The organism is Pedobacter hiemivivus (assembly GCF_005144565.1).
GTDB classification, from domain to species: domain Bacteria; phylum Bacteroidota; class Bacteroidia; order Sphingobacteriales; family Sphingobacteriaceae; genus Pedobacter; species Pedobacter hiemivivus.
Genome location: NZ_SWDX01000001.1, coordinates 205988 through 231889 on the forward strand (window position 1 = coordinate 205988; position 25902 = coordinate 231889).

Consider the following 25902-nt stretch of genomic DNA (forward strand, 5'->3'; position numbering starts at 1 on the left):
ATGAGAGTCTATAAAATCATCCCCGTATTCCTTTTAATGGCAACAGTTGGATTTGCACAGCTTAAAACCCCTGTTAAGATCTCTGTTATAGGCGAAGGTTGGGCAAATAATTCAATTAATGTGGTCTCATTTAGGAAGAATTCACTGGTAACTCATCAGGGGATGCAGTATACCGCTTACTACGATAGCGCTCATTGCGTTGTGCTGGGCCGACGAAAGTTGAACAGTACTAAATGGGAAATATCAAGAACGCAGTATAAGGGGGATGTTTTTGACGCACACAATTCCATCAGCATTATGGTTGATGGAAATGGCTACCTACATGTCGCCTGGGATCATCATAGTTATGGGAAGCATCTTACTGCACTAAATTATTGTCAGAGTGTAGCACCCGGATCGCTACAACTATCTGATAAGATCAAGATGACCGGGATACATGAGGATAAGGTTACTTATCCGGAGTTCTATAAACTCCCTGATGGTGATCTGCTGTTTTTCTTTCGTGATGGAGAGTCTGGGAATGGAAACATTATACTGAACCGTTACGCTTTAAAAACAAAAAAATGGACTCAGGTTCAAAATTCCTTTATTGATGGCGAGAATTTAAGAAACCCTTACTGGCAAATTGTGGTAGACAAGAAAGGGGTCATTCATTTATCCTGGACCTGGCGTGAAAGTCCAGATGCGGCATCGAACCATGATATCTGTTATGCAAAATCTTTGGATGGCGGATTAACCTGGACAAAATCAAATGGAGAAAAATATGTACTACCTATTAAAGAGTCAACCGCTGAATATGTAATCAAGATTCCTCAAAATAGTGAGCTGATTAATCAAACCTCTATGACGATTGATCAGGATGGGAACCCTTACATTTCAACCTATTGGAAAGAGAAGAGCGATACTGCACCTCAGTATCACCTGCTTTATTTAAAAAATAAGCACTGGATAAATTTAAACCTTGGCTTTAGGAAAAGTAACTTTTTGTTAAGTGGTGGTGGAACCAAAGGCATTCCCATATCGAGACCCCAGGTGATCGCCTGGAAAAAGGACAAGCAGGTTTCAGTGGGGATTGTGTTTAGAGATGAAGAAAGAGGAAGTAAAGCTTCTATTGCAGTGTGTAAGAATATAGACAAGCCTATATGGGTATGCAAGGACCTCCATTCTTCAAGTTTAGGCTCCTGGGAGCCAACTTATGACACCACTTTGTGGGAAAGTAAGCAAGTATTAAACCTGCTGTTACAGCAGGTTCAGCAAAAGGATAATGATGGGCGGGTATCAGTGGCGCCGCAAAATTTATCTGTGTTACAGTGGATTCCTGAAAAGAATTAATGGTTAAAAATTAAAATATAAATTATGAAAAGATTTCTAAATTTTTACGGCCTGCTCATCATTTTTGCCTTGCTGCAAAATAGTGCAATGGCACAAACAACTGAAAAATTTCCTGCTAAGTACGATCCGACTAATGTTGGTAATAAGGTGGGCAACAGATTTATAGAATCTGCCCATGTGTTGTATGGTAAATCCATTGCCTATTCGGAAGTGTGTACCTGGTATGGCGCACTTAAGTTTGCCGAACTAAGTGGAAATACAGCCATGAAAGATAAACTGGTTGCAAAATATCAACCCTTTTATGCTGAAGATAAAAAGCTGATCCCTTTATATGATAACGTCGATCATTCTGTATTTGGGGCTTTGATATTAGAGCTATATATGCAAACAAAAGAAGAGAAGTACCTAAACAAAGGGAAGGTTTTTGCATACAATCAATGGGCTGTACCTGCGGGTATGAAGCTAACAGATACGGTTAGTAATTACGTAAAACTAGGGCACTCTTGGCAAACACGCCTTTGGATAGACGATATGTATATGATTACCATGTTGCAGGTTCAAGCCTACAGAGCTACCGGAAATCCGGTATACATCAACCGTGCGGCAAAGGAAATGGTGTTTTATTTAGATGAGCTTCAGCAAAAGAATGGATTGTTTTATCATGCACCAGACGTGCCATTTTATTGGGGTAGAGGTAATGGTTGGATGGCTGCTGGTATGACAGAATTATTGAAATCACTGCCTTTAAGTAATCCAGAAAGACCTGCAATTCTTAAGGGATACCAAACGATGATGAAATCTTTACTTAAATACCAGTCTGCAAATGGAATGTGGGGACAATTGGTTGATGACTCCAATTCATGGGCAGAGTCTTCTTCAACCGGAATGTTTGCTTATGCAATGATTACAGGTGTGAAAAATGGCTGGTTAAAAGATCCTAAATATTTGTTGTCGGCAAAAAATGGCTGGACAGCTTTGGTTGATCAGATTGATGCCAAAGGAGATGTAATGAATGTTTGTGAAGGAACAAATAAGAAAAATGATAAACAGTACTACTTAGACAGAAAAAGAAATACGGGTGATTTGCATGGTCAGGCTCCAGTGTTGTGGTGCGCCTTTGCCTGGTTAGAAAAAGATAACATACCTGTAAATGCTAAATAGCAGGTTTTATATGAAAACGATATTAACGAAACGAATCTTTTCGCTCCTGCTGATGTACGGCGTTTTCTTCTGCGCAAACGCTGTGTTTGCGCAAAAGAATGCGATAGAAAAATATAAAAACGTATTAATTCTAGGCAATAGCATTACCAGGCACGGTCCTAAACCTCAAATCGGTTGGAACGGGGATTGGGGAATGGCAGCTTCGGCAAAAGATAGTGACTATGTGCACTTGCTGATTACAAAGTTCAAAGCTATTAATCCTAATATTTCTGTTCAGTTTAAAAATATCGCAGATTATGAGCGGGCATTCTGGAACTATGATTTGTCACAATTAGATGCTTTAAGACAATTAAAGGCAGAGCTGATTATCCTTAGGCTGGGTGAGAATATAGAACCAAAAACATTAAAAACACAGGACTTTAAAAAGCACTATGATGGACTGATCAATTATTTAACTTCCAATAACCCGAAGGCTAAAATTCTTCATGCTTCATCTTTCTGGAAAAAAGAGCTTGTAGCACAGGATATTCAAGCTGTAAGTACGGCCAGAGGCGATCAGTTTGTGAATCTAAGTGAATTGTCAAAGGACTCTACCAATATGGCATACCATCTGTTTAAGGATAGGGGCGTAGGTGCCCATCCGTCTGATAAAGGGATGAAAGCTATAGCAGATAAAATATGGGGCGAAATATATGGCCCTACATCAAGGGCATCTATTTCTTTGGGGGCTTATTATTTTGATGGTTGGGCTGGACTAACCAGTCATCTGACACCAGAATTGGAGCATGATTTTCCAGAGCGTAAACCAATATGGGGATGGCTTACCAGTAAGCAAAAAGTGGTAGAACAACAGATGGATCTGGCCGTTAAATCAGGGATCTCCTTTTTTAGTTTTTGCTGGTACTTTACCACCATTGATGAGTTCCAGGGAAATCCAAGAAATCGTGCCCTTGCTTTTTATTTAAAGGCAAAAAACAAAGGAAAGCTAAAGTATAATTTGTTGGTGGCAAATCACGACAATTACATTGTTGGTCCTCAAAATTGGAATTATCTATGTAAGTACTGGATCGAGCTATTCAAAAATCCACTTTATTTAAAGGTTAATGGATCCCCTATGCTGACTTTTATCAGCACCAATAGTCTGATTAAAAGCTTTGGATCAAGCGCCAAAGTAAATGCAGCGCTGAAAGAGTTTAGGGCAATGGCCAAAGAAAATGGCTTAACAGGCGTTACTGTGGCTATTTGCCAATATCCAGATGCCAAAATAAGTCAATTGGTGGCAGAATGTGGCTTTGATGTAGCCACGGGATATAACTACCACGAAACTGGTTACCAAAAAAATAAAACTAGTGTATCCATTGATAGCTTAGAAGCTGGAAGTGTACGAACCTGGAATGCCCTTAAAAAATCACCATTGCCATTGATCCCTACCATAACTTCGAATTGGGACCCTAGAGCCTGGCCAATTCAGTATAAACATTCTCCAGGTTACACCGGATATTCTCAAAAAACTGTGGAGTCCTCGGTTAAAGCGGTAAGGAAATTTATGGATGACAATCCTGCAGAAATCACTAAAGAGCGAATTGCGTTGATCTATGCATGGAATGAGTATGGCGAAGGGGCTTGGTTAACACCTTCAAAAGTATTAAAAGACTCTTTGTTAATCGGTATTAAAAACGGCTTAAAATAAATGCTAATCTATTGGCTCATGGATAGGATTACAAAAAAAATGTGGTATATCATATTTGTTCCATTGATGATTTTGGATGGACAGTTATTTGCCCAATCTTCTGCTAAGATGGCGATAAATGATGGCTTACGTCCTTCATCGGAAGTTCATTTGAAAGGCTATCTGGCGGATCAACTGGATGGCTCATTAAACAATCGCATTTTGGCGCAAGATGTCCAGCGACTTATAGAGCCTTTTAAATTGGAAAACAGGACAGAAACCCTTTACTGGCAGAGTGAGTTTTGGGGGAAATGGTTTACATCAGCAGTGTTGGCCTATAAATACCATCCAGATCCTCGTTTGAAGAAAGTACTTGATGATGCGGTTAACGGTTTAATGGCCACGCAGACTCCAGATGGGTATATAGGTAATTATGCCGAAGCTAACCGTTTACAACGCTGGGATATTTGGGGAAGAAAGTATTGTATGCTGGGCTTGCTTGCTTATTATGACCTTACTAAAAACAAAAAAATGTTATCAGCTGCGGTACGTGCAGCAGATAATCTGATAAGTGATCTTAAAAAACAAGATGGGATTATCGTGACTAAAGGTAGTTACAGAGGGATGGCAGCATCCTCTGTGCTCGAGCCTATCTGCTTATTGTATCAATATACCAACAACAAAAAATATCTTGATTTTGCAGAAGAGATCGTGAGACAATGGGAAACACCAGAAGGCCCCCAATTATTAAGTAAGTCTAAAATAAATGTAAGCGAACGCTTTCCTAAACCAAAAAGCTGGTATAGTGCCGAGCAGGGACAAAAAGCTTATGAGATGATGTCCTGCTATGAAGGTTTATTGGAGCTTTACCGCTTAACAGGAAAAGCAGTTTATAAACAAGCTGTGGAAAACACCTGGGAAAACATCCGAAACACAGAAATTAATATCGCGGGATCTGGTGCTTCTACAGAGATGTGGTTTAAAGGTAAGGAGTACCAAAATACACCTGTTCATCATTACCAGGAAACCTGTGTTGCGGTAACCTGGCTAAAATTATCCAATCAGTTACTAAGGCTTACTGGCGAAACCAAGTACGCCGATGTAGTTGAAACAGCCTATTACAATGCCTTATTGGGGGCAATGAGTTCAAAGGGGGCTGTTTGGGCCAAGTATACGCCTTTGAATGGCCAGCGACTTAGCGGAAACGAACAATGCGGAATGGGCTTAAACTGTTGCGATGCGAGTGGGCCTAGAGGGCTGTTTAATTTACCATCATATATGGTTATGGAACGAAATGAAGGATTGCAGATTAATTATTTTGCAGAGGGCAATTACATCGTAAAGAGTCCTAAAAATCAACGGATTTTAGTTGTTCAAAGTACAGATTATCCGCTGTCTGGCGCTATTAAAATAGGATTGAATATCGCCAAGCCGGAAGCCTTTGATGTTCACTTGCGTATTCCTGCATGGAGTAAGTTAACGAAACTAAGCGTAAATGGTGAAGAGCTCACAGACCTGATACCAGGTCAGGCGGCTCGGATCAATCGTGTCTGGAAATTGGGAGATCAAATTTCTTTGGAATTAGACATGCGTGGTAGGGTCGTAGAAACCGGCAGTATCGTTAAAAGTATGGCCATTATGCGGGGGCCAATTGTATTGGCCAGAGATTCAAGATTTGAAGGTGCCGGTTTGGAGGCTGTTTTAAAACCTGTAGCTGATGCTAAGGGGTATATTGAACTGACCAGATTGCCTGCTAAACCAGAAGAATATCTAATGAGTTTTAAGGCGCACTTTATTCCGGAATCCTATACAGAGAAGCCTCAGGGCACTGTGACTGTTGCATTATGTGATTATGCATCGGCAGGGAATGGGCCGGTAGCGTCCTTTTATAAAGTATGGATGCCTCAATTATTTAATCCCCAAAAAACCGAGACACCAACTATATCTTATTGACAGAATTGATGCTCAACTAGTTCTTATCAACCAAGTATAAACCAAAAATAAACCTTAAAATGTATAAAACCACGCGGTATATCCCAATATTCTGTCTTTTATTACTGCCATTATTGTTGGAAGCTTCAGCTGCTACCAATTGGCAAAGCGCTGGACAAAACAATATTCGACAGAACATAAGCATTACAGGAAAAGTAACCGACGAAATGGGAGTTCCAATTTCGGGTGTTAGTGTTAAAGTAAAGGGAACCACTACAGTGGTTTTAACAAATAATGCCGGTGTGTATAAAATTACCGTACCAGCTGCATCAGCAACTTTGGTCTTCTCGTTTGTTGGTTTCTTTACCCAGGAAAGATCAGTTGGAAACCGCAAAGAGATTGATGTCAAGCTTAAAGAAGAATTAGGCAATTTGAATGAAGTGGTGGTGATCGGTTATGGATCAGTTAAGCAAAAAGATTTAACTGGTGCTGTTGGACAAGTAAATATGAAGGACTTGGAAAAGGCACCAGTAGCTTCTTTTGACCAGGCATTAGCTGGAAGGTTAGCTGGGGTACAAGTCTCTTCAAATGATGGTCAACCCGGTGCAGAAGGAATCAATATTGTCATTCGGGGAAGTGGATCACTAACGCAAAGTGCATCACCGCTATATGTGGTAGATGGATTCCCAATTGAAAATTTCAATGCCGGATCACTCAATATCAATGATATTGAATCCATCAATGTACTTAAAGATGCATCCTCAACTTCAATTTATGGATCTAGGGGCGCCAATGGTGTAGTGGTAATCGAAACCAAAAAAGGGAAAATAGGAAAACCGGTGATCAGTTATAACGGATCATATGGTTTTCAAAAAATCCCTAAAACAGTTGATGTAATGAACGGATATGAGTTTGTTAAGTATCAAATAGAAAGAGGCAATGGTGTCGATTACTTGACAAACGGTCGAACATTAGACTCTTATTCAAATGCACCAATAATAAACTGGCAGGATAAGGTCTTTAGAACGGGTACCACCAATATTCAAAGTCTGGCCATAAGGGGCGGCTCTAAACAAACCAGATACTCAGTTTCTGCTTCCTTGTTTGATGGAAAGGCTGTAGTGCTCAATTCGGGTAATAAACGTTACCAGGGAAGCTTATCCCTGATTCAGGAAGTGAATAAAAAAATCAATCTAGGCGTAAGTATCAACTATAGTCATAACAGCAGGAATGGTATGCCAGTGGCTACAGCTGGGGGTAGTGCAGCAACGGCTTATCTGTTGTTTTCTGCATGGGGATATAGACCATTAACGGGCGATCCTAATTATACTTTGGATGACTTGCAGAACGGGACTGTAGATACTGATGTGAATCCTGCTGCAGATTTTAGGGTAAATCCTGTGGTATCTGCAACCAACCAATACACCAAGGGTTTCAATACCAATGTACTTACCAATGTGTATGCTACTTACGAGATCGTTAGGAACCTGACACTAAAGGTTACCGGAGGATTAAATAACACCAACGTAAAATCTGAAGCCTTTTCTAATTCTAAAACTATCCTGGGAAACAATTCCAACCCAGGGAACGTAAGGGGGCAGTTTGGGAGTAAGAATTATTCAGATCTTAATATATGGTCTAATGAAAATACATTAACCTATAAAACGACAATCGAAAAGAACCATAAAATTGATTTTGTTGGAGGTTTTAGTATGCAGGGGACTTCCTTAACAGGCGGAGGGTTTACTTCTATTAAAGTACCAAATGAAGAATTGGGCATAAATGGATTAAGTCAGGGTACGCCTCAGATTGTGACCTCTCCGGCTTCTTCTTCTGCAATCGCATCATTTTTGTTCAGAACAAATTACAGCTACAAATCAAAATACCTTTTCACTGCAGCTTATAGATCCGATGGATCTTCAAAGTTTAGTCCAAAAAATAGGTGGGGATATTTTCCTTCTGGTGCAATTGCATGGCGCATGAGTAGTGAGCCCTTTATGAAAAACCTAAAATTCGTATCCGATGCAAAACTTCGGATAAGTTACGGGGAAACCGGTAACAACCGTATTCCTGATTTTGCTTATCTTCCTTTCCTTACGCCAACAAATAATGCTGCTTACTCATTTAAGGATGGGATTCCAACACAAGGAGTAGTTATATCGGGTTTGGGAAATGCTGATTTAAAATGGGAAACCACCGCACAGGCAGATATTGGTTATGATTTATCGCTTTTTAAAGGCAGGTTGACTTTAACGGCAGATGTGTACCGTAAAACAACAAGAGATTTATTGCTTAATGCGGATATGCCTTATTATTCGGGCTATAGTACCGTCTATGAAAATGTAGGAAAATTGCAGAATCAGGGACTTGAAATCACCATAAATTCTGTCAACATCAATAGCGGTAAATTTAAGTGGGAGAGTAACTTTAATATCAGTTTCAACAGAAATAAAGTGCTGGCTTTAACAAGAGCCGATCAGCCGATGTATAGTACTATTGTTTGGGAAGGACCTTATGCCAGTTCAAATCTTTATAAAACTGAAGTAGGAAAGCCTGCTGGGAATTTTTATGGTTTTTTATGGGATGGAAATTATCAGCTTGATGATTTTGATGTTTCGCAAGCGGGCGCTTATACCTTAAAAGCGGATGTTCCGGCAAATGGAAATAGCCGTGCAAGCATAAAGCCAGGTGACATTAAATACAAAGACATTAATGGGGATGGTAATGTGACCTTGGACGATCAAACCGTTTTCGGTAGCGGCCTGCCAAAGCATACGGGTGGATTTACGAATAACTTCTCTTACAAGGGTTTTAATCTGAATGTATTTCTGCAATGGTCTTATGGAAATGATGTGTTTAATGCAAGCCGGTTAATTTTTGAAGGGACCAGTTATGTAAACTTAAACCAATATAAGACGTATGAAAATCGCTGGACAATAGACAATCCCAACAATATGTATTACAGAACCGGAGGCGGTGGTCCTTCTGGTCGATATTCATCCCGTGTAATTGAAGATGGTTCTTATTTGCGTTTAAAAACAGTTTCATTGGGCTATAGTATTCCTGCCAAATATCTGAAACGGATTAATTTTAGCACTTTAAGTTTCTCTGTAACAGCTCAGAACTTATCCACTTTCACAAAGTATTCAGGCATGGACCCTGAAGTTTCTGTAAGAAATTCTGTACTCACACCAGGCTTTGACTATTCTGCTTATCCGCAAGCCAGAACAATTGTTCTGGGTATCACCTCAAACTTTTAACATTTAAGATTATGAAACGCATTATTTTAATCTTTGCCATATCGTTTTTTACAATTATTACTTCATGTAAAAAGCTTTTAAATACAGTGCCGGTTGATACCTTATCACCAGAAAACTATTATGATACCGAGGCGCAGTTAAATTCTGCTTTAGCCGGTGTTTATGATGTGATGGGCAGTACCAAAACTTACGGCGATCAATTGCTTGGGGGAATGGGATTGGATGGTGATGAAGGTTTTTTTGCAAGAAATACCATTACTGATAACGTGCGGGTGAATCAGGTCTCTGCTGGTGATCCTTTTTGTGCCGATACCTGGAGAACTTTCTATGATGGGATCAATAGGGCCAATATGCTCTTGGACAACATTAATAAACCTGTTATGGATAAGGCTGCTAGAGATGCAATTAGGGGAGAGGCTTTGTTTTTACGCGCTTATTATCATTTTATGTTGGTGAGCAACTGGGGAGATATCCCGCTAATGACGAAGACTGTTTATAGCACTTCTCAGATCTATATACCACGCACACCTGCCAAGGAAGTTTACCAGCAGATTATTGCTGACATGACTCAGGCCGAAGGATTAGTGAAATCAATTGACGCTTTGGGATACACTGGAAGAGTGAGCCAGTCAGCCGTAAGAGGAATATTGGCTCGCGTATGTTTATATATGGCCGGAAATCCGATTAATGATCGCTCGCAGTATGCAGAAGCAAAGAAATGGGCTCAAAAGGTTATGAGTGCTTCAGGTGGTTTTCAACATGCTTTAAATCCTTCTTATTCAAACGTTTTTATCAATATGTGTCAGGATAAATACGATATAAAAGAAAGCATCTGGGAAGTAGAGTTTTGGGGAAATGCAACAGGTGTTCATAAAGAGATCGGAAGGAATGGGAGCAACAACGGTATACAATATGTGGTTACCCCTGGTGATCCTAATTATGGTTATAGTTACGGTTTTACTTGTATAACTGGTCGGTTGTTTAAACGTTATGAAAGTTTACAACGGGATTCAATTACGCCTGCAAAAACATTAATTAAAAAGGAGTATTCACCAGACAGACGTAGGGATTGGTCTATTGCAACTTATAGACTTGTAGGAAATCCGGCAACAAAGTCAATGCTAGGCGGAAGTCAGGTTTACGAACGTACCAGTGCTAAGTGGAGAAGAGAGTATGAAATCACTAAACCTTTAGCGAAAGAGGGTGGTGGCATCAACTTTCCTTTGTTAAGGTATTCGGATGTGTTACTGATGTTTGCAGAGGCTGAAAATGAAATAAATGGCCCTACTCAAGAAGCTATTGATGCCGTAAATCAGGTTAGACGAAGGGCTTATGGTAAATATGATAAGGGGGATGTGGTAAAAACAATCGCGCTTGGTAATGTTGGCTCGGGTTATGCTACTGCTCCAACTGTAACCTTAACAGGTGGTGGCGGTTCGGGGGCAACTGCAACTGCAATTGTAGCAGGCGGAAAAGTAACTGGAATAGCAATCGTTAATGAAGGTACTAAGTATACATCTGCTCCAACAGTAAGTTTTTCTGGCGGAGCTGGAACTGGGGCGACTGCATCGACAACAATAAGCTCGCCTTTTGATGCTGACTTAACATCATCGCAAACCAGTAATCATGATAGCTTTTTGGAAGCCATACAAGAAGAGCGGTCAAGAGAGTTGACTTTTGAGAGTTTAAGAAAAAGAGATCTTGTGCGCTGGAATATCTACCTAACGAGGATGGAGCTTGTAGCTAAGGATTTTGTTAGTGGCGATGCATCAAACCCTGCCGCAATAATTCCGGCGGCTTCCAGCTCAATGGCTTACGGTATTATATCTTTTAGTAACTTAACGAGCAGAGATCAGCTTTGGCCGATTTCTCCTAGGGAATTAGGTTTGAACAAGGCTCTTAAACAGAATGAGGGCTGGTAGCTGTTTGTATGCTGCTATTGATAAATGGAGCTAATTTTTAATTTAAAGAATAACTGTATCTTTATAACACCATAATATACGATATGATTCAGGTAATAAACAGGGCTTTGGATGTCCTAGAATATATTTCCATCGAACCGGACCAACCCAAGCCTTTAAGCGTAATTGCATCACATTTTAATTTAAATGCGGGTACATGTGCCAATATTATTAAAACATTAGTAACCAGAAAATATATCGAAAAGGTTGAAAAAAAAGGATATTGCCTGGGATCACAGGCCTATGTTTTAACCGGGAATGAAGGGTATCATAAGGATTTGGTAAAAGCTGCCCAAAAGGAAATGGAAGCATTAACGAGTATTTATGATGAAAACTCCCTGCTATCTATATTGGTAAAGGATGTCCGCGTGGCGATAGTAAGGGTAACTGGAACCAATAATATACAAGTCGTTACTTCTAAAGAGAAACGTGTTTATGACACGGCTTCGGGGAGGCTGTTGATCGCAATGCTGCCCGAAGCTGAACTTACCGTTTTTATAACGAAATATGGTTTACCTAAAAAAGAGGAATGGGCTGAAGTGAAGAATGAAAAATCACTTCGTGAAAGTCTTAGCTTGATTAAAGCACAAGGATATGCGAAGCAGGTAACTGCAGGAAATATTGTTGGGTTTGCAGTGCCAGTATATTCAGGTGAGCGTGTTTTAGCTAGTTTATGTTTATATATGCCTGAATATCGTTTCCATTTAGCTGAAGAACAAAAAATTGTAGATGATCTGTTAACGACAGCAGAGAAAATTAAGAAAAACTTAGTCGGGAAATAAGTTCAGAATGACGAACGTACAAAAAAGAGGCGATGTTCATCAGAACACCGCCTCTTTTTGCTTTTATAAATTATTAATCAATTAATTCTGAATCAACCAATACAATCTTAACTCTGGATGGACTAGGAGCAGGGATCACTTGCCCGTCTATACCATCTACGTAAATCACTACATAATTTGGTTCTGAACTAAACTGGTATGATGCTCCGTTAAATACGTTTGGCAAAGCATCAAATATTCTTCTATTTGCATCAAATGCCATTGAGACAATTACTCCACCTGATTGATTAAAGGCGTTGTCATTTTCAGGAACATTAACTTCGGTAGAATAGCTTCTTCCACCATCTGTAGTTATCCATGCATTAGCAGGAATATCATATAAAATTGTTCTTGGAATTACATTCTCCTGAACAATAGTGTCCTTCTTGCACGATGCCAGACCAAGCGTGGCCGTGCATAGTAATAATAATATAAATTTTTTCATGTGTTTGTGTGTTTGTATTGTTATAGCAAATTTATTGCCACAATATAACGTTCCATCCCTTTACTTATTTTGTAATTAAATTGTTATCCAGAATTTCGTTATCCAAAACAAAGCTAAACCAAATACTCAAATAACGTTTGATCATTATTCAATTCAATAATTTCAAACTTAAACTCCTTCATTCTCTTTACTAAAGCATCATAATCGGCACTGTTGGCCAATTCAATACCTACCAGAGCAGGACCGTTTTCTTTATTTGTTTTTTTAATGAATTCAAACCTCGTAATGTCATCATGGGGTCCCAGCACATTATTTACAAATAATTTCAATGCCCCCGGTCTTTGTGGAAAACGAACGATGAAGTAATGTTTCAATCCCTCATATAACAAAGATTTCTCCTTGATCTCTTGCATGCGTTCAATATCGTTGTTACCGCCACTGATGACACAAACTACCTTTTTGCCTTTAATTTTATCTTTATAAGCATCAAGAACAGTCACCGATAATGCGCCTGCCGGCTCCACAACAATAGCATCTTCATTGTATAACTTTAATATAGTGGTGCAAACCTTACCTTCGGGAACCAACAATACATCGTCCAATACCTCTGTACAGATTTCATACGTTAATTTTCCTACACACTTTACAGAAGCGCCATCAACAAAACGGTTGATTTCGGGTAAAGTAACAGGGCCACCATGTTCAAATGCTTTTAACATAGATGGAGCACCTTCAGGTTCAACACCAGCCAATAGTATATTTGGGTTTTTACCTTTTAAATAATTTCCTACACCAGCAGAAAGACCACCACCACCAATAGGCATAATCACTACTTCAACACCGGGTAAATCCTCCAATATCTCGACCCCAACAGTACCCTGACCTTCAATAATGCTGTAATTATCAAAAGGAGGGATAAAGGTCATGTTGTGTTGTTGAGTGTAAGCCAATGCTTCTTTTAGACAATCGTCAAAGGTATCACCAACCAATACCAGTTCTACGCTGCCATTGCCAAACATTTCTGTTTGCTTCACCTTTTGCTTAGGCGTAATTTCCGGCATAAATATGACACCTTTGGTGCCTAGTTTATCGCATGAAAAAGCAACACCCTGTGCATGGTTACCCGCGCTTGCACAAACAATTCCGCGACTTAATTCATCAGGCGTTAATTGGCTGATCATATTGTAAGCACCACGCAATTTGTAAGAGCGTACCACCTGTAGATCCTCACGTTTCAAGTATATTTCGCAATCGTATTTTTCAGATAATTTAGGATTGTAAATAAGCGGGGTATGTTTTACAACATTTTCCAATCGCTTCGCTGCGGCTTCGGAATCTAGTTTTAGATTAATCTTTGTCATTTTTTCTGAAAAAATAATACCGCCACCTGTTTTCGCAGATGGCGGCTTTAGTTAGGTTACCCAAATATAGGATAAATCAGAAGTTTTATATGTTTTTAGCTAACCAATCGCCCACTTCACTTGTTTTGTAAGCTTTGTTTTTACCAGCTAAATCTTCTGTTACAATGCCTTCTGCAAGAGATTTGTTCACAACCTCTCTGATCAACTCAGCTTCCTCTTTTAATCCGAAAGCATCTTCAAACATCATCGCTGCAGACAATACCGTCGCTAAAGGATTAGCAATGTCTTTACCTGCTGCTTGTGGATAAGAACCATGAATCGGCTCAAACAATGAAGTATGAACACCAATAGAAGCAGATGGCATAAGGCCCATAGAACCTGAAATTACAGAGGCCTCATCAGTTAAAATATCACCAAATAGATTTTCAGTAATCAATACATCATAAGAATTTGGCCATTGTACCAAACGCATTGCAACTGCATCTACAAACTCATAGCTTACAGTTACCTCAGGGAAATCTTTCTCCATATCCTGTACCGTTTCTCTCCACAAACGTGAAGTTTCCAATACATTGGCTTTATCTACACAGCAAAGTCTTTTGCTACGTGTCATCGCCATTTCGAAACCTAATTTAGCTAAGCGCTGAACTTCTGCTCTAGTGTAAGTACAAGTATCAAAAGCAGTGTTGCCATCGTCTTTTCTACCTCTTTCGCCAAAATAGATACCACCAGTTAATTCACGAAGAATAATAAGGTCAGTACCTTCAATGCGCTCTCTTTTTAAAGGAGAATTGTCAATTAAAGATGGGAAAGTAAAAGTAGGACGAACGTTTGCAAATAAGCCTAATTTCTGACGCATTTTCAAAAGGCCTTGCTCAGGACGAACAGTTGCTTTTGGATCATTGTCAAAACGTGGATGCCCGATAGCGCCAAAAAGAACAGCATCAGCAGCCATACATATTTCGTGTGTCGAGTCTGGGTAAGGTTCGCCAACCTCATCGATTGCAGCAGCACCAGTGATACCAGCTGTCCAGGTAATTTCGTGATTGAATTTTTTTGCTACCGCATTTGATACTTTAACAGCCTGGTCAATAACCTCTGGGCCAATTCCATCTCCTGCTAAAAGAGCAATATTAAGTTTCATATTTTTCTAGTAATTGTTTTTAATTCTTTTGATAATATTCTTTTGGTTTTTTACCCTTAAATGATGTTCAACATTTTCTGGGTAGCTTTAATTGCGCAAACGGTTTGGTCTGAATCCAGACCCCTGGTAATAAATATTTTTTGATCCGTTTCCCAGGTAATAATGGTTTCGCACAAAGCATCAGAATTACTTCCCGGAGCTATTCGTACCGCGTAATCAATCAGCTTAGGTAAAGATCTTTTTTTCTGAGCATAAACGTTAGTAAGGGCGTTCATAAAAGCATTAAACTGGCCATCACCTTGTGCATTCTCTTCAAACTTCTCTCCGTCAATGATCACAGAAATCGTTGCAGATGGGCGTAAACCCATAGAATTCATCAATACGTACGATTCAACAATAACCTTTTCTTCATAAAGATTACTATCCAATACGTCAGAAATGATATAAGGTAAATCCTCTTTCGTTACCGTTTCTTTCTTGTCACCCAATTCAATTACTCGTTGCGTAACTTTTTTCAGATCGGCATCATTTAGTTTCAGTCCTAGCTCCTGCAAGTTTTTTTCGATGTTGGCTTTACCAGATGTTTTGCCTAAAGCATAACTCCTTTTTCTGCCAAAACGTTCCGGCAACAGATCATTAAAATAAAGATTGTTTTTATTGTCTCCATCAGCATGGATACCAGCAGTTTGGGTAAATACATGATCACCAACAATCGGCTTGTTCGAAGGGATTCTAACACCCGAAAACGTCTCTACCAGCTTACTTACCTTATAAATAGAAGATTCCTTTAACTGTACTTCAACCTCCGGTGCAAAATCTTTAATTACAGCAATAGCACTAGCCATTGCAGCATTTCCAGCTCTTTCACCCATTCCATTTACGGTTAAGTGTAAGCCACTTATCCCAGCTTTAATGGCTTCCAATACATTTGCAGTACCCAGGTCATAATCATTATGTGCATGAAAATCAAAATGAGTATCTGGATATTTCGATTGCAGATCTTTAATAAACTTAAAGGTTTCACAAGGCGTTAAAATGCCCAGGGTATCCGGTAGTAAAACTCGCTTTATGGGCTGAGTAGCTAGAAAGTCCAGCATCTGAAAAACATACTCAGGTGAATTACGCATTCCATTGCTCCAATCTTCTAAATAAACATTAGTGGCAATGTTATGAGCACCAGCCAGATCAACAACATGCTTGATTTCTGCAAAATGCTGTTCCGGTGTTTTCTTTAGCTGATGCGTTAAGTGGTTTAAAGAACCTTTGGTTAATAGGTTCTGAACTTTAACACCGGCATTTAACATCCAGTCTATAGAGACACCATTGTCTACAAAAGACAATACCTCTATACGATCTGCATAGCCATTCGTTTCAGCCCAGCTTAAAATGGATTTTACAGCCTGGAATTCTCCATCAGATACACGTGCCGAAGCAATCTCAACCCTGTCTACATGGAGTTCTTCCAATAATAACTGGGTGATCGTTAATTTTTCTGAAATGGAGAAAGACACGCCCGATGTTTGTTCTCCATCGCGCAATGTAGTGTCCATTATCTCTATTTTCCTTCTTTCCATGTTCAGTTGGTTGATTGTTTGGTTGGTTAAAGAGGAAGATGTAAAGCGAATTCCTCAATTTCTGGTTTTATACTCTGCAGATAATCGATGTCATCAAAGCCATTCAACATATTGTCTTTTTTGTAAGGACTGATTTCAAAAGTCTCTTTTTCTCCTGATGCTAAAAGTGTAATTGTTTGCTCGGGTAAGTTAACTTCCAGTTCAGTATTCGGATCAGCTGCAATTGCTTCAAAGATCTTTTCAGCAAACTCAGGACTAACCTGTACTGGCAATACGCCAATGTTTAAACAGTTGTTTCTAAAAATATCAGCAAAGAAGCTAGATACCACACATCTGAATCCGTAATCATAAACAGCCCATGCAGCATGCTCTCTTGATGAACCAGAACCGAAGTTTTTGCCACCCACTAGTATTTTACCACTGTAGATAGGGTTATTTAATACGAAATCTTTTTTAGGCGTATTGTCCGGATTGTATCTCCAATCGCGGAATAGGTTATCACCAAATCCAACGCGTTCTGTAGCTTTTAAAAAGCGTGCAGGAATCAATTGGTCGGTATCCACGTTTTCTATTGCAAGTGGAACCGCAGTGCTTGTAAGTATATTAAATTTATCGTAAGCCATTTTAATCTTTTTTTGTGTTAGACAAGTTCTTCAACGTTCTCAATTAGTGTTCTAGGATCTGTAACCACGCCTGTAACAGCAGCAGCGGCAGCAACTAGTGGACTAGCCAGCATAGTTCTTGAACCAGGACCTTGTCTTCCTTCAAAGTTTCTGTTAGAAGTACTTACCGCATATTTTCCAGCAGGTATTTTATCGTCGTTCATAGCTAAACAAGCGGAACAACCTGGTTGACGTAAAGTAAAGCCAGCCTCAGTTAAAATATCCAATAAACCTTCTTCTTTAATTTGTGCCTCAACAATATGCGAGCCTGGAACTAACCAAACGGTCACATCATCAGCTTTATGCTTGCCTTTAACGATAGAAGTAAATGCTCTGAAATCTTCAATACGACCATTTGTACAGCTACCCACAAAAACGAAGTCTACTTTCTTGCCGATCATAGAATCACCTTCAGAGAAGCCCATATAACCTAATGATTTAGCATAGGTTGCAGCACCACCTTCAGCATGAGCCGCATCAGGAATTTCCTGAGAGATACCCATTCCCATTCCTGGGTTAGTACCGTAAGTGATCATTGGCTCTATCGAAGAACCATCGAAGGTTAATTCTTTATCAAATACCGCGTCGGCATCAGTCTTTAAGGTTTTATAATAAGCCAATGCTTTATCCCATGCTTCGCCTTTAGGGCTAAACTCACGACCTTTTACATACTCGATAGTCGTTTCATCAGGAGCAATCATACCACCACGAGCACCCATCTCAATACTCAAGTTACAAACCGTCATACGGCCTTCCATAGTCATGTTTTCGAAAACATCACCTGCATACTCCACAAAATATCCAGTAGCACCAGAAGTACTTAACTGAGAAATAATGAATAAGGCAACATCTTTAGGCGTAACACCTAAACCTAATTTGCCATTCACATTGATACGCATTTTTTTAGGTTTTGGCTGCATGATACACTGCGTAGAAAGTACCATTTCTACTTCAGAAGTACCAATACCAAAAGCAATAGCACCAAAAGCACCATGTGTAGAAGTATGTGAATCACCGCAAACAATAGTCGCACCCGGCTGGGTAATACCATATTCTGGACCTACAACGTGTACAATACCATTCTTTTGGTGACCTAATCCCCAGTGACTGATACCATATTCGTTAGAGTTTGATTCTAATGCTTTTAATTGATTAGCCGAAAGTGGATCTTCAACTGGTAAATGTTGGTTAATTGTAGGCGTGTTGTGATCTGCCGTAGCAAACGTACGCTCAGGATACAATACTTTAATCCCTCTGCTTTTTAAACCTAAAAAGGCAACAGGGCTGGTTACTTCGTGAATAAGATGGCGATCAATAAAAAGCACATCAGGGCCACCTTCTATCTTACGTACAACGTGAGTGTCCCACACCTTATCAAATAATGTCTTGCTCATTTTTTTCTTTTTTATTATAAATTCATTATTGTAAAATGATGGCTAAGCTAATTGCTGCTTGCCCATCATCAACAAAAGATCTTGGTCATTAATATCTAATTTACTATCCGCTACCGTAAGGAAACGGTGGTATACTTCGCTCAATTCCTCTTTGCTCAAACTAAAACCTAAGCGCTCTAAGTGGAATTTTAAAGCATGTCTGCCGCTACGTGCAGTCAGTACAATACTTGCATCAGGGAAACCAACGTCTTCAGGACGGATAATTTCGTAGTTCTCACGGTTCTTTAAGAAACCATCCTGGTGGATACCAGAGCTATGTGCAAAGGCATTGCTACCCACAATCGCTTTATTCGGCTGTACAGGCATACGCATTTGCGAGCTCACCATACGGCTTAATTCGTAAAAGTTTTTAGTGTTGATGTTCGTGTGCAAACCTAAAATCTCGTGCGTTTTTAAAATCATAACCACTTCTTCGATAGAAGTGTTACCTGCACGCTCACCGATACCGTTAATGGTACCTTCAATTTGACGTGCACCATTTTGCAAACCAGCAATTGAATTTGCGGTAGCTAAACCTAAATCATTGTGGCAATGCACAGATATGATCGCCTGATCAATGTTCTTTACATTCTCTTTCAAAAACTTGATCTTGCTGCCATATTGATCTGGCAAGCAATAACCGTTTGTATCTGGTATATTTACAACAGTAGCACCCGCTGCGATAACTGCCTCTACCATTTGGGCAAGGAAGCGAACATCAGCACGGCCAGCATCTTCTGCATAAAACTCAATATCCTCTACAGATTTCTTGGCATATTTAACGGCTTCAACGGCACGTTCAAGTATTTCTTCTCTTGTACTGTTAAATTTATGTTTAATGTGCATGTCAGACGAACCGATACCTGTATGGATACGCGGACGTTTGGCATATTGTAATGCAGCAACTGCAGAATCAATATCACCTTTATTGGCACGGGTTAATGCACAGATGATTGGTTCAGATACAGCTTTTGAAAGCTCTACAACACTTTGGAAATCGCCTGGACTCGAAATAGGAAATCCTGCTTCAATAACATCTACGCCCAGCGCTTCAAGTTCTTTAGCAATTTCTATTTTCTCTGGGGTCGTCAATTGGCAACCCGGCACTTGTTCACCATCCCGCAAGGTGGTGTCAAATACATAAACTCTATTCGGATCGTGTAACATAATTCTTAGTGTTTAATTAGTATTCAAAATTTTCGACGTTCTCAACGCTTTCTGCGATCTCAACGCTTTCTAATATGTTTTCTACGGATTTTACTGCTCCGTTTTCTAATAAGATTCTTTTTTCAATGCAGTCTGGCAATTGTGATTCAAAGTGGCCAACATAAATTAGTGTTGTTCCATTTTTACACAATCCATCTACCAGTCTGTTAAAATGTTTTGTTTGCTGCTGGTCTAAACCCTGACAAGGTTCATCCAGGATCAATAGCTCCGGGTTTTTTACAATCGTTCTGGCCAGCAAAGCCAGTCGTTGCTTGCCCAGAGGGAGTTCATTCATCAAGGTATTTTTAAATTCATCCAGACCGAAATAGCTAATCAATTCATCCGTCTGCACTTTTTTAGAATATCCGGGATCACAAAATAAGCCCGAGCTATCATAAAATCCTGAAACGATGCTTTGGAAAACTGTTGCCGAGGGATCAAAATACCAATGTAATTCCGGAGATATTAAACCAATACGTTCTTTAATCTCCCAGATGCTTTCGCCACTACCTCTTTTATTTCCAAATAGATGGAAATTATTGGCATAGGCCTGTGGATGATCGCCACAAATTAAACTTAACAAAGTTGATTTTCCCGAACCATTATGGCCCTGCAATACCCATTTTTCGCCAGCTTTAACTTCCCAGTTGATGTTTTTAAGCACCCTTTTTTCACCATAACTGATGTTTACATCAATCATTTTAATGATCTCTGCCGAAGAAGAAGTAACTATTGTTTCAGCTAAAAATGCTGGAACAGGTTGTTCCGATGTCTCGAACTCATTGCCAGTACGTTCATCCGCCGAAATTTCAACCAACTGACCTTCCTTGATTACTGCAAAGCGATTCATGCATGAAGGCAATTCGTCATCGTTGCTGATTAAAATCAACTGCGTTCCGGCTTCAGAAATTTCTTCCAATAAAGCATTTAAGTTTTGACGAGAAAGCGTATCCAAGCCATTGTAGGGGAGGTCTAAGATCAATACCTGTGGTTTTAACCATATGGCTTTAACCAATTGCAATTTTTTATGCTCTCCACTAGATAATTGGATAAGGGTAGAGTGCTTCAATTCAGAAAAGCCTAATGCAGCTAAAATGCTGTCCACTTCATTAAACTGAAGCTCGTATTTTTTGCCAAAGCTTTCCAATTCAGCTTTTACAGTCGCAGTGGTTTCTGTCGACTGCTTATTGTAACGTTGTTGATAATAGAAGTTAGACTGGCCTTCTAAATCTTTAAACTGAAACCAGTTCGCTACATAATATACAGTTGCCGGTAAATTACTTTGCGCATTAAACTCAATTTTAATATTCCCGTAACTGTGATCTACACCAGCAATAGCTTTTGCCAATGAAGTTTTGCCACTTCCGCTTGTTCCACATAATAACCAATTCTCATACCTATTTATAGTCCAATTCAAATCCTGTAACACAGGTTTGGACTGGTACTTTAAGTTAAGATTGGCGATATGGACGACGGGTTGTGACATTTTGTTGTTTTGTAATTAGCTGCACCTAAAAAAAGATGCAGCTAATTATTTTATGTTTATGCTGTTTTAATAGATTTCATTGCAGTCATTGCTTTTCTCAGTTTGGTACCGATTACCTCAACTTCGTGTGTACGCAATGCTTCGTTTATGGCAATTAGTGTTCTGTTATCTACACCACCATCTTTACCTTCATTAAAGTTTTTACCAACAAGGTCAGTATCAACCTTAGTCATAAAATCAGCTAACAATGGTTTACAAGCCTGGTCAAATAAATAGCAACCATACTCAGCAGTATCAGAAATTACGCGGTTCATTTCAAATAATTTCTTACGTGCAATGGTATTGGCAATAAGTGGAGTTTCGTGCAACGACTCATAGTAAGCAGACTCAGGTTTGATACCAGCTTGAACCATTGTCTCGAAAGCCAATTCCACACCAGCTCTAACAAAAGCTACCATTAAAGTATAGTTGTCAAAATATTCTTGCTCGGCAATTTTAACATCACCAGCAGGAGTTTTTTCAAAAGCAGTTTCGCCAGTTGCAGCACGCCATGCCAATAAGTTTTTATCACCAGCAGCCCAGTCAGCCATCATTGTGCTGCTAAACTCTCCACTCATGATATCATCCTGATGTTTCTGGAACAATGGACGCATGATGTTTTTCAATTCTTCCGAAATTTCGAAAGCTTTAACTTTAGCAGGGTTGCTTAATCTGTCCATCATACCGGTTACACCGCCATGTTTAAGGGCTTCAGTAATTACCTCAACACCATATTGAACCAATTTCGAAGCGTAACCAGCATCAATACCTTTTTCAACCATTTTATCGAAAGAAAGGATCGAGCCTGTTTGCAACAATCCGCAAAGGATAGTTTGCTCACCCATTAAGTCAGATTTTACTTCAGCCACAAAAGATGATTTTAAAACACCAGCTCTATGACCACCAGTTCCAACACAGTAAGCTTTTGCTTGTGCCAAACCTTTTCCTTCAGGATCATTCTCAGGGTGTACAGCAATTAAAGTAGGTACACCAAATCCTCTTACATATTCAGCTCTAACTTCACTTCCTGGACATTTTGGAGCAACCATGATCACCGTAATGTCTTTACGGATTTGCATGCCTTCTTCAACAATGTTGAAACCATGAGAGTACAATAAAGTAGCACCTTTTTTCATCAAAGGCATAATTGCAGTTACTACTGCAGTATGTTGCTTATCAGGAGTAAGGTTAATTACAACATCAGCAGTTGGGATCAATTCTTCGTAAGTGCCTACAGTAAAGTTGTTCTCTGTAGCATTTTTCCATGAATCTCTTTTGCCTTCGATAGCTTCCTTACGCAAAGTATAAGAAACATCTAAACCACTATCTCTTAAATTTAAACCCTGGTTTAAGCCTTGTGCACCACAGCCTACAATTACCAGTTTTTTTCCTTTCAATACATTTACACCATCTAGAAATTCAGCGCTGTCCATGAAATCGCAAACGCCCAATTGGTTCAGTTGTTCTCTAAGAGGTAATGTGTTAAAGTAATTTGACATCTTTTTTATTGTTTTAGATTTTTTTAAGGTTCGTTTTATTTTTATTTATTGGTATTGATCACTTTTTTAATCGCCGAAGCAATTCCATAATGCAGCGCATCATGTACTACGAAGAATTGAACAGCTTCAGGACTACTTTTTATTTCTACACCATAAGCGGTCTTAAACGAATTGTAGGTCATGAATTTATTGCCGTTCAGGTCTTCTTCTAACTGATTGATGGTACTACGCATCAATTCTTTTAGGCTATTGATTTCTTCGGCATCGATAAACTTTTCAGGTTTCGTCCCTTTTGTATAAGGCAGTATATACTGCTTTTCAATTACAGGCTCAACATTGGCCAGTCGGTAGCATAAACCTTGCTGACTAGCAACGATGTGTCCGAAATTCCAAATGATGTTGTTGTTAAAACCTGCCGGAATTTCATTCAGTTCTTCAACAGTTGATGTTTCGATCAACTTGATGAAGTTCTCGCGCGTTTGTCTTGTAATATTTAAAAGGTATTCCATCTTGCTAAGCGTTACATGCTAAATACATTCTTTTCTTTATCCAGGAATTCGTTTTCAATAACATCCTGTCCTGGTTCTCTGCGTTCAAACTCTCTCAGTTTAGCATTAAAGCCTTCACTGTCTTTGATGATCGCAACCCTTGCACTTCTTACAAATTCTATCAGCCCATAAGGTTGTAAAACTTCAATCAGTTTATCGGTTTCTTCTCTGTGTCCAGTCGCTTCAAATACGGTGTAATCTTTACGAATCACTACCGCACGGGCACCATACTCACGAAGCAATCGCTCTACCGGAGCACGTTCTGCAACGATGTCTGTAGGCACTTTGTAAAGCGCAAGCTCCTGCCAAATGATGTCGCCGTTGGTATTGTAATATACCTTCAACACCTCTACTTGTTTTTCAATCTGACGGCAAAGTTTGCGTACCACTTCTTCTGTTTCGTGAATCACGATATTGAAGCGGTGGATATGCTCAATCTCAGAAGGAGAGGTGTTTAAGCTTTCTATATTGATTTTTCTTCTTGAAAATATAATGGCAATACGATTCAATATACCGATCTGATTTTCGGTGTATGCAGTAATCGTAAATTCCTGTTTTCCATTTAATTCTGTATCCTGCGAATTGCTCATGGTCTTTAATTATTTAAGTCTGATTTCACTAACACTGCTACCTTGGGGAACCATCGGGAATACGTTGTGTTCCTGGGCTACCATTACTTCTAACAGGTATGAGCCTTTATGGTTCAACATATCTGTTAAAGCGCCAACTAAGTCCTCACGCTCAGAGATTTTTCTGCCGGCGATGTAATAAGAATCGGCCAGTTTAACAAAATCCGGACTGGCGATGTCCACAAAGGAGTAACGCTTGTCGTGGAACAATTGCTGCCACTGACGAACCATACCCAGGAACCTGTTGTTTAGGATCATGATTTTCACATCCACACCACTTTGCATAATGGTACCTAATTCCTGTAAAGTCATTTGGAAACCACCATCACCGATTACCGCCACAACGGTACGGTCTGGCGCACCAAATTTAGCACCAATAGCCGCAGGTAAGCCAAAACCCATAGTTCCTAAGCCACCACTGGTAATATTGCTTCTGGTGTGGTTAAACTTAGCATAACGACAAGTTACCATTTGGTGTTGACCTACGTCAGTTACAACTACAGCTTCACCTTTAGTGATTTCATTCAATTGGTTAATTACCTCACCCATGGTCAATTCACCACTTGCTGGATGTAATTCATTTTGAATGACAACTTCCTGTTCTGTTTTATCGAAAGCCCTGAATTCAGCTAACCATTCTGTATGTTGTTTTTCTTCTACCAATGCAGTTAAAAGCGGTAACGTTTCTTTACAATCGCCCCAAACAGGAACATCGGCTTTAACGTTTTTATCAATCTCAGCAGGATCAATATCTAAATGGATTACTTTAGCTTGTTTGGCATATTTATCTAAACGACCAGTTACGCGGTCATCAAAACGCATACCTATAGCAATCAGTACATCGCAAGCATTGGTTTGTACGTTAGGGCCATAGTTACCATGCATACCCAACATACCCACATTTAAAGGGTGGTCGGTCGCGATTGCGCCAGCACCTAAAATTGTCCATGCTGCCGGAATACCAGTTTTTTCAACAAAAGCTTTAAATTCCTGCTCAGCATTACCCAATGAAACGCCTTGTCCAAATAATATAAATGGTTTCTTTGCCGAATTGATAAGTTCAGCAGCCTGCTGTACATATTCTTTTCTGATCAAAGGTTTTGGGCGGTAGCTACGGATGTGATCGCAAGGCGTATAGCCCTCGTAATCGAACATTTGCAATTGCGCATTTTTAGTAATGTCAATCAATACCGGTCCCGGTCTGCCGCTGCGGGCAATGTAGAACGCTTTAGCCAATACACTTGGAATCTCTGTAGCATCAGTGATCTGGTAGTTCCATTTGGTTACCGGAGTCGTGATGTTGATCACGTCGGTTTCCTGGAAAGCATCAGTACCTAACAAGTGTGCATAAACCTGACCAGTAATGCAAACCATAGGTGTACTGTCGATCTGGGCATCTGCCAAACCTGTAACCAGGTTGGTTGCACCCGGACCGCTGGTGCCGAATACTACACCAACTTTTCCAGAGGTACGTGCATAACCCTGACCGGCATGTGTACCGCCTTGTTCATGGCGTACCAGAATATGTTTTAATTTATCTTTATAATCGTATAATGCATCATAAATTGGCATGATTGCACCACCAGGATAGCCAAAAATGGTATCCGTACCTTCGGCAATTAATCCTTCCAATAAAGCTACCGAACCAGAAACGTTTATCGTCTTCTTTGGTTCTGCTAAGGTGGTTGCTTCCTCTTGTGCTGTATTCATTGTTTTATTTTTAGGTAATGAGGTTTTTAA

The 25902-nt window shown here is 39.7% G+C and carries 19 protein-coding genes; 7 read left to right on the top strand and 12 right to left on the bottom strand.

Going from position 1 to position 25902, the window contains the following annotated elements; translation table 11 throughout:
* The 7 genes from FBD94_RS00885 (at position 1) to FBD94_RS00915 (ending at position 12097) form a co-directional block, all read left to right on the top strand.
* Positions 1 to 1332, top strand: a complete 1332-nt coding sequence (locus FBD94_RS00885; protein WP_136878757.1) for a BNR repeat-containing protein — start codon at positions 1 to 3, stop codon at positions 1330 to 1332.
* A 24-nt stretch (positions 1333 to 1356) separates the two neighbouring features.
* The gene (locus FBD94_RS00890; RefSeq protein ID WP_136878758.1) at positions 1357 to 2493 is read left to right on the top strand and encodes a glycoside hydrolase family 88/105 protein; all 1137 of its coding nucleotides are present in this window, start codon (positions 1357 to 1359) and stop codon (positions 2491 to 2493) included.
* A gap of 10 nt (positions 2494 to 2503) precedes the next feature.
* The gene (locus tag FBD94_RS00895) at positions 2504 to 4183 is read left to right on the top strand and encodes a glycoside hydrolase family 99-like domain-containing protein (protein WP_169472179.1); all 1680 of its coding nucleotides are present in this window, start codon (positions 2504 to 2506) and stop codon (positions 4181 to 4183) included.
* Positions 4184 to 4201: 18 nt separating this feature from the next.
* On the top strand, positions 4202 to 6115 hold the full coding sequence (locus FBD94_RS00900; RefSeq protein ID WP_205945817.1) for a glycoside hydrolase family 127 protein: 1914 nt from the start codon (positions 4202 to 4204) through the stop codon (positions 6113 to 6115).
* 59 nt (positions 6116 to 6174) lie between these two features.
* Positions 6175 to 9354: a SusC/RagA family TonB-linked outer membrane protein gene (locus FBD94_RS00905; protein WP_136878760.1), complete on the top strand. Its 3180-nt coding sequence runs from the start codon at positions 6175 to 6177 to the stop codon at positions 9352 to 9354.
* A gap of 11 nt (positions 9355 to 9365) precedes the next feature.
* Positions 9366 to 11276 (top strand): RagB/SusD family nutrient uptake outer membrane protein, encoded by a 1911-nt coding sequence (locus tag FBD94_RS00910; RefSeq protein ID WP_136878761.1) that lies wholly within the window; start codon positions 9366 to 9368, stop codon positions 11274 to 11276.
* Positions 11277 to 11359: 83 nt separating this feature from the next.
* A complete protein-coding gene (locus tag FBD94_RS00915; RefSeq protein WP_136878762.1) occupies positions 11360 to 12097 on the top strand; it encodes an IclR family transcriptional regulator in 738 nt (245 codons plus the stop codon).
* Positions 12098 to 12170: 73 nt separating this feature from the next.
* On the opposite strand, the gene FBD94_RS00920 is transcribed toward FBD94_RS00915, so the two are convergent.
* The 12 genes from FBD94_RS00920 to ilvB form a co-directional block, all read right to left on the bottom strand.
* The gene (locus tag FBD94_RS00920; protein WP_136878763.1) at positions 12171 to 12581 is read right to left on the bottom strand and encodes a hypothetical protein; all 411 of its coding nucleotides are present in this window, start codon (positions 12579 to 12581) and stop codon (positions 12171 to 12173) included.
* A gap of 113 nt (positions 12582 to 12694) precedes the next feature.
* On the bottom strand, positions 12695 to 13942 hold the full coding sequence (ilvA, locus tag FBD94_RS00925; RefSeq protein WP_136878764.1) for a threonine ammonia-lyase IlvA: 1248 nt from the start codon (positions 13940 to 13942) through the stop codon (positions 12695 to 12697).
* An 85-nt stretch (positions 13943 to 14027) separates the two neighbouring features.
* The gene (gene leuB, locus FBD94_RS00930) at positions 14028 to 15086 is read right to left on the bottom strand and encodes a 3-isopropylmalate dehydrogenase (RefSeq protein ID WP_090786580.1); all 1059 of its coding nucleotides are present in this window, start codon (positions 15084 to 15086) and stop codon (positions 14028 to 14030) included.
* 56 nt (positions 15087 to 15142) lie between these two features.
* Entirely contained in the window at positions 15143 to 16660 is a 1518-nt protein-coding gene (locus tag FBD94_RS00935; protein ID WP_136878765.1) for an alpha-isopropylmalate synthase regulatory domain-containing protein, read from the bottom strand.
* Positions 16661 to 16686: 26 nt separating this feature from the next.
* Positions 16687 to 17283 (bottom strand): 3-isopropylmalate dehydratase small subunit, encoded by a 597-nt coding sequence (leuD, locus tag FBD94_RS00940; protein ID WP_090786584.1) that lies wholly within the window; start codon positions 17281 to 17283, stop codon positions 16687 to 16689.
* 17 nt (positions 17284 to 17300) lie between these two features.
* Positions 17301 to 18716 carry a 3-isopropylmalate dehydratase large subunit gene (gene leuC / locus FBD94_RS00945; RefSeq protein ID WP_131607416.1) on the bottom strand — a complete coding sequence of 472 codons (1416 nt, stop codon included), beginning with the start codon at positions 18714 to 18716 and terminating at the stop codon, positions 17301 to 17303.
* A 42-nt stretch (positions 18717 to 18758) separates the two neighbouring features.
* Positions 18759 to 19922 carry a 2-isopropylmalate synthase gene (locus FBD94_RS00950; RefSeq protein WP_131607417.1) on the bottom strand — a complete coding sequence of 388 codons (1164 nt, stop codon included), beginning with the start codon at positions 19920 to 19922 and terminating at the stop codon, positions 18759 to 18761.
* A 16-nt stretch (positions 19923 to 19938) separates the two neighbouring features.
* The gene (locus FBD94_RS00955; RefSeq protein WP_136878766.1) at positions 19939 to 21447 is read right to left on the bottom strand and encodes an ATP-binding cassette domain-containing protein; all 1509 of its coding nucleotides are present in this window, start codon (positions 21445 to 21447) and stop codon (positions 19939 to 19941) included.
* Positions 21448 to 21503: 56 nt separating this feature from the next.
* Positions 21504 to 22985 carry a ketol-acid reductoisomerase gene (gene ilvC, locus FBD94_RS00960; protein ID WP_131607419.1) on the bottom strand — a complete coding sequence of 494 codons (1482 nt, stop codon included), beginning with the start codon at positions 22983 to 22985 and terminating at the stop codon, positions 21504 to 21506.
* 41 nt (positions 22986 to 23026) lie between these two features.
* Positions 23027 to 23494: a DinB family protein gene (locus FBD94_RS00965; RefSeq protein WP_136878767.1), complete on the bottom strand. Its 468-nt coding sequence runs from the start codon at positions 23492 to 23494 to the stop codon at positions 23027 to 23029.
* A gap of 11 nt (positions 23495 to 23505) precedes the next feature.
* Positions 23506 to 24123, bottom strand: coding sequence for an acetolactate synthase small subunit (gene ilvN, locus FBD94_RS00970; protein WP_131607421.1), 618 nt, complete (start codon positions 24121 to 24123; stop codon positions 23506 to 23508).
* 9 nt (positions 24124 to 24132) lie between these two features.
* Positions 24133 to 25872, bottom strand: coding sequence for a biosynthetic-type acetolactate synthase large subunit (ilvB, locus tag FBD94_RS00975; RefSeq protein ID WP_131607422.1), 1740 nt, complete (start codon positions 25870 to 25872; stop codon positions 24133 to 24135).
* Between the last annotated feature and the right edge of the window lie 30 nt (positions 25873 to 25902).